Below are 4,210 nucleotides of genomic sequence, written 5' to 3'. Positions count from 1 at the left end.
GTCACTGCAACCGCAAGGGGGGAGATCTTGGCCACGTCGATGCCGCGCGCAGCCCCTTGAACCGACGCCTGATTGGCACGGAGGACTGGGCCGAGAGAGTCCGCGACGAGATCGAGGACATGCGGCTTGCAAATTTTGCGGCGGAACTGGCCAAGCTGAAGAAGCGCCGCCGTGTGACGGAGATGCAGGCGCGCATCGCCGAAGGCCCCAGGGATCCCTGGCGCGCAACGCGTCACGGGCCGCTCAGGGAAATCATCCTCACCGCCAACCGCAAATGGTTAGAAGCATTCGACACGGAGTCGATTGACGATCTGTTCGGAGATCGCCGCGAAGATCGTTTCGAAGCCCTCGCCAAGTCCTGGCTGACAGCACAGTTCGGAGAGGACGTGGTCCACGCACGGGCCGATCTCGACGAGGAGGCCTATCACATCCATGCGGTGATCGTGCCGCGCGCGACCACCAGGGACGGTCGACGCATGCTGCAGCCGTCGAAACACGAGATGATCCGCGACTATGAAAAAGCGCAGGACAGCGTGGGGACGTGGTTCGCCGACCTGGGCCTCGTTCGCGGTGAGAAACGCGCCGCCGCCATTCGCAAAGCCCGCCAGGAGAATGCCGCCCGACGTGCAGACGAACCGAAACAGGACGTACCCAAACACCGCCAGCATGTCAGCCCTCGCGACTGGCGACGCCAACAGGAGGCGGAACTGGCAGACAGGGAAAGATGTATCACGGCCCGCGAGAGCGACGCGGACACCGTGATTTCCATCGCGCGCTCCGTGGCCCGGGGCGAGACCGAGGTCGCTGAAATCGATGAATCGCGGGCCGCGGGTCCCCGCGAGCGTGCTGCCAGGAAACTCTTTGGACGGGTGCTGGACCGGCTCAGCGAACGCGCGAGGCAAGGTGCCCGCGCCGAATTGGAAAGCGCATTCAATCAGATCCGGGCAGCCGACACCGCACTGGTAGAAGCGGCCAGACACCTCTCTCGGCAAGCCCGCACTGGGATCGCCGCAGCCCGCCCACCCATTGCGGCCGCAATCGCCAGACTGCCGAGCCTGCTCCAAAGACGAGATCGGAGGGAGGATCGCGACCCGCGCGACTGATCAGGGACTCAAACCTTCGAAAGAATTCTTGGCACCCGGAGGCAGGACCCGATTTCCCCGTCAGCCGCCATGCCCTGATCGACAGGCAGGCGGCTACTCTCCGGCGCATCCGCGTCAACGAACCAACACATGCCACCAAAGGAAACAGCATGAAACAACCCAAAAAGATTACCGCCCAGCACCTGGCTGTCATCAGCCAGATTGCCGAAGCCGTCACACAAGGCGAAGCACATGAAGCCCTGCGCCAGACGACCCAAGCAAGGTTCGACAAGGTTCTCACCGAACTCTCCCGCCAGCCGGCACTGCTCAGCGGCTTCTTTGCAGCGGTCGAACTTGCCGCAACCGCCAAGACCGCCGCACTGATCACGACGCATCACATGCGTCCCGCCGAGGTCACTCGCCTCGTCGAAGACCGAAAGGCCGAAATCGCTGCCGAGAAAGAAGCCCGCAACGCCGCAAAGAAAAGCCTGACCAAATAACGTCACGCCCCCAACAAGCCATGATCAAGGCGCGGGTCCAAACCCGCGCCTTTTTCTTTGGGCTGCGAAAGGAGCTTTTTCCACAGGTGCAACAGGAGCCAATGCCGAACTGTGAGCTACTCCCCGTCTCTTGGACAGGATCTGGCGTAATTTAAGCTACGCGTTGCACCTGCTGATCGGGTTGGTTGGTGGCATTTCTCTGCCAATAGGCCAGCGCCGGAGGCTTGCCGCCGAGGGCTGAGTGAGAGCGCTTGTGGTTGTACAAGGTCATCCATTTCCGGATGGCCGCCATTGTCGACGATCTGATTTGCACGCGCGAGCTGATTCACACTGCCGAGTTCCTGCGTGACTGGCAGTCCGGTATCGCAATCTCTTCCGCCATCGGTCAGTGGAAGGCGGTGCCCGCCGGCGTCGGAATTGGCATTCCGCACGATTTCTTGACGGCGGACGCGCCAGACCTGGTCCGGCTGTTTCCGGACCTGAGTGTCAGCCGGACCTACTGGATAGCCTGGCACGGAACCTGCGCGTCGCGCGCCGGGGAAAGGCGGTGATCAACCTTCTCGACCGGATGGCCCGTGAAGAGCAGTTCGGCCCCGGTGTTACGCATCCCGCTCCATGATCCACTTCACCTCTGGCGCGGGCACGAAGCGCCAGTTGCGGCGCGGACCGGCCATGACGTTCAGATAATACATCTCGAACCCGTAGGGCGCGCCGCAAGGATGGTGGCCGCGCGGCACCAGCACCACGTCGCCGTCCTTGACCGCCATGGTTTCATCCAGACCGCCATCGTCGGTGTAGACACGCTGAACGCCAAAACCGTCGCCGGGATTCAGACGGTGGTAATAGGTTTCCTCAAGGTAGGTGATGCGCGGGAAATCATCCTCATCGTGGCGGTGGCTGGGATAGGACGACCAATGGCCCGCCGGGGTAAAGACCTCGGTCACCAAGAGTGAATCACAGTAATCTTCTGCTTCCATCGCGATGTTGTTGATGTGGCGGGTGTTGGCACCCTTGCCGCGTTTGGTGAGCGAAATGCCGTCCGGTCCGATCCGCCGCGGCGCATGGCCCCCTTTGCCAGGAGCCGAGCAGACCGCAAGCACGCAATCGGTTTCCGCCCTGGCCTCCCACTCGGTCCCGTCCGGCAGGTAGAGACAATGTGGCGGCGACTTCTCGAACACGTTCATGCGCTCGCCCAGAATGCCCCAGTCCTGCCCGGCTCCGATAATCCGCGCCTTGCCCTCGACCAAGACGAGGATCACTTCGCGGTTCCCAGTCAGTTCGGCTGCGGTATCACCCGCACGCAGATGATAAAGCGAAAATCCGACGTAACGCCATCCGGCGCTTTCGGGCGTGATCTGGTGCACTTTGCCGCGGGAGCCAAAGGGTTTGCAGAGCAGGTTGGGCATTGAGGGACTCCTCAGCTTGCGATTGTCAGGCCGGAACGGTTGCAGATCTTGACGATATGGTCATAGCCGAGCTTCGAGTATTCGAACGGAGGCGCCTTTGCCGGGTCCTGTTCTGCCTCGACGACGATCCAGCCGGTGTAATCCATCGCCTTCAGCTTGTCGGTCACCGCCTGGAAGTCGATACAGCCCTCCGGATCGCCCGGCACCGAGTAGACGCCTGACGCCACGCCGTCGAGAAAGCTTTTGTCTTCCCTGTGGACCCAGTCGAGCACGGGCGGACGCACGTCCTTGAAGTGCACGTGGTGCACCCGGTGGCCCCATTTATCCAACACCGCCACCGGGTCCGCCCCGGCAAAATGCAGGTGCCCGGTGTCATAGAGCAACATCAGATCATCGGTGGACCCTTCCATCAACCAATCGATATCCTCGGCGTCCTGCACGATGGCGCCCATGTGGTGATGATAGCTGAGGCCGGTGCCCTTGCCGCGCGCCCATTTCGCCACTTCCGACAGCTTGGCGCCATAGGCCATGACCTCGTCGCGCGTCAGCTTGGGCCGTCGCGAAACGGGGATGTCCTGCGCCCCTTGAATGGTGTTGGAACACTCGGCGTAGACGATGCAGGGGGCGTTCAGGGCGGCGAATTGTTCGACCTGTTCGCGGATCGCTTCCTTTTCGGTCTCGATGTCATTGACCAGCAGGTTGCCCGAACACCAGCCGCCGCAAAGCGCCACGCCATAGCGGTCAAGATAGGCGCGCAGACCTTCCGTGTCCGCAGGCATCCGGCGACCGCGTTCGACGCCGGCATAGCCGATCTTCGCCGCGTCCTCCATCGCGCCCTCGGTGGTGTAGTCCCTTGTCAGATCCGGAAGGTCGTCATTCTGCCAGGCGATCAGGGAAATGCCGATCTGCACAGCCATCAGTCGACCCTCTGCAATTTCTTCTTGGCCTCGTAATTGGCGCGGGCGTTGTTCACCTCTTCGCGCGCGGACACCTCGGGGACACCGACATCCCACCATGTCCCGCCAGGTTCGGTGGAGGGATACGGATCGGTGTCGATCACGACGACATAGGGTTTCTTGTGCTCACCGCGTTTTGCCAGGGCCGACTCCAGCTCGGCAATCGAGCCGACCTTGACCGATATTGCCCCCATCGCCTCGGCGTGTTTGGCAAAGTCGATGTTGGAGTTTTCGCCGCCGATCGCGTGGTCCAGCAGGTTGTTGAA

7 protein-coding genes are annotated in these 4,210 nt (G+C 62.1%); 3 read left to right on the top strand and 4 right to left on the bottom strand.

What is annotated here, in order from left to right:
• Both RBB42_RS27820 and RBB42_RS27815 read left to right on the top strand, forming a co-directional pair.
• On the top strand, positions 1-1,103 hold a 1,103-nt coding region (locus tag RBB42_RS27820; protein ID WP_306043478.1), incomplete at its 5' end, for a plasmid recombination protein.
• Positions 1,104-1,252: 149 nt separating this feature from the next.
• On the top strand, positions 1,253-1,582 hold the full coding sequence (locus RBB42_RS27815) for a hypothetical protein (RefSeq protein WP_305972674.1): 330 nt from the start codon (positions 1,253-1,255) through the stop codon (positions 1,580-1,582).
• A 151-nt stretch (positions 1,583-1,733) separates the two neighbouring features.
• Here RBB42_RS27815 and RBB42_RS28205 read toward each other — a convergent pair whose 3' ends face one another.
• Positions 1,734-1,853: a hypothetical protein gene (locus RBB42_RS28205; protein ID WP_371931828.1), complete on the bottom strand. Its 120-nt coding sequence runs from the start codon at positions 1,851-1,853 to the stop codon at positions 1,734-1,736.
• A 10-nt stretch (positions 1,854-1,863) separates the two neighbouring features.
• Here RBB42_RS28205 and RBB42_RS27810 point away from each other — a divergent pair, with 10 nt between their 5' ends.
• Positions 1,864-2,133, top strand: coding sequence for a hypothetical protein (locus RBB42_RS27810; protein WP_305972675.1), 270 nt, complete (start codon positions 1,864-1,866; stop codon positions 2,131-2,133).
• A 48-nt stretch (positions 2,134-2,181) separates the two neighbouring features.
• Here the strand turns inward: RBB42_RS27810 and iolB are convergent, their stop codons facing one another.
• The 3 genes from iolB to RBB42_RS27795 form a co-directional block, all read right to left on the bottom strand.
• Positions 2,182-2,988 carry a 5-deoxy-glucuronate isomerase gene (iolB, locus tag RBB42_RS27805; RefSeq protein WP_305972676.1) on the bottom strand — a complete coding sequence of 269 codons (807 nt, stop codon included), beginning with the start codon at positions 2,986-2,988 and terminating at the stop codon, positions 2,182-2,184.
• 11 nt (positions 2,989-2,999) lie between these two features.
• Positions 3,000-3,905, bottom strand: a complete 906-nt coding sequence (iolE, locus tag RBB42_RS27800) for a myo-inosose-2 dehydratase (protein ID WP_305972677.1) — start codon at positions 3,903-3,905, stop codon at positions 3,000-3,002.
• Positions 3,905-4,210 (bottom strand): thiamine pyrophosphate-dependent enzyme (locus RBB42_RS27795; protein ID WP_305972678.1); only part of this gene is annotated, 306 nt, incomplete at its 5' end. The genes iolE and RBB42_RS27795, both read right to left, overlap by 1 nt.

Origin of the sequence: Mameliella sp. MMSF_3455 (genome assembly GCF_030733205.1) — a bacterium.
Lineage (GTDB): Bacteria > Pseudomonadota > Alphaproteobacteria > Rhodobacterales > Rhodobacteraceae > Antarctobacter.
This window is presented reverse-complemented; position numbering and strand designations above follow the sequence as displayed.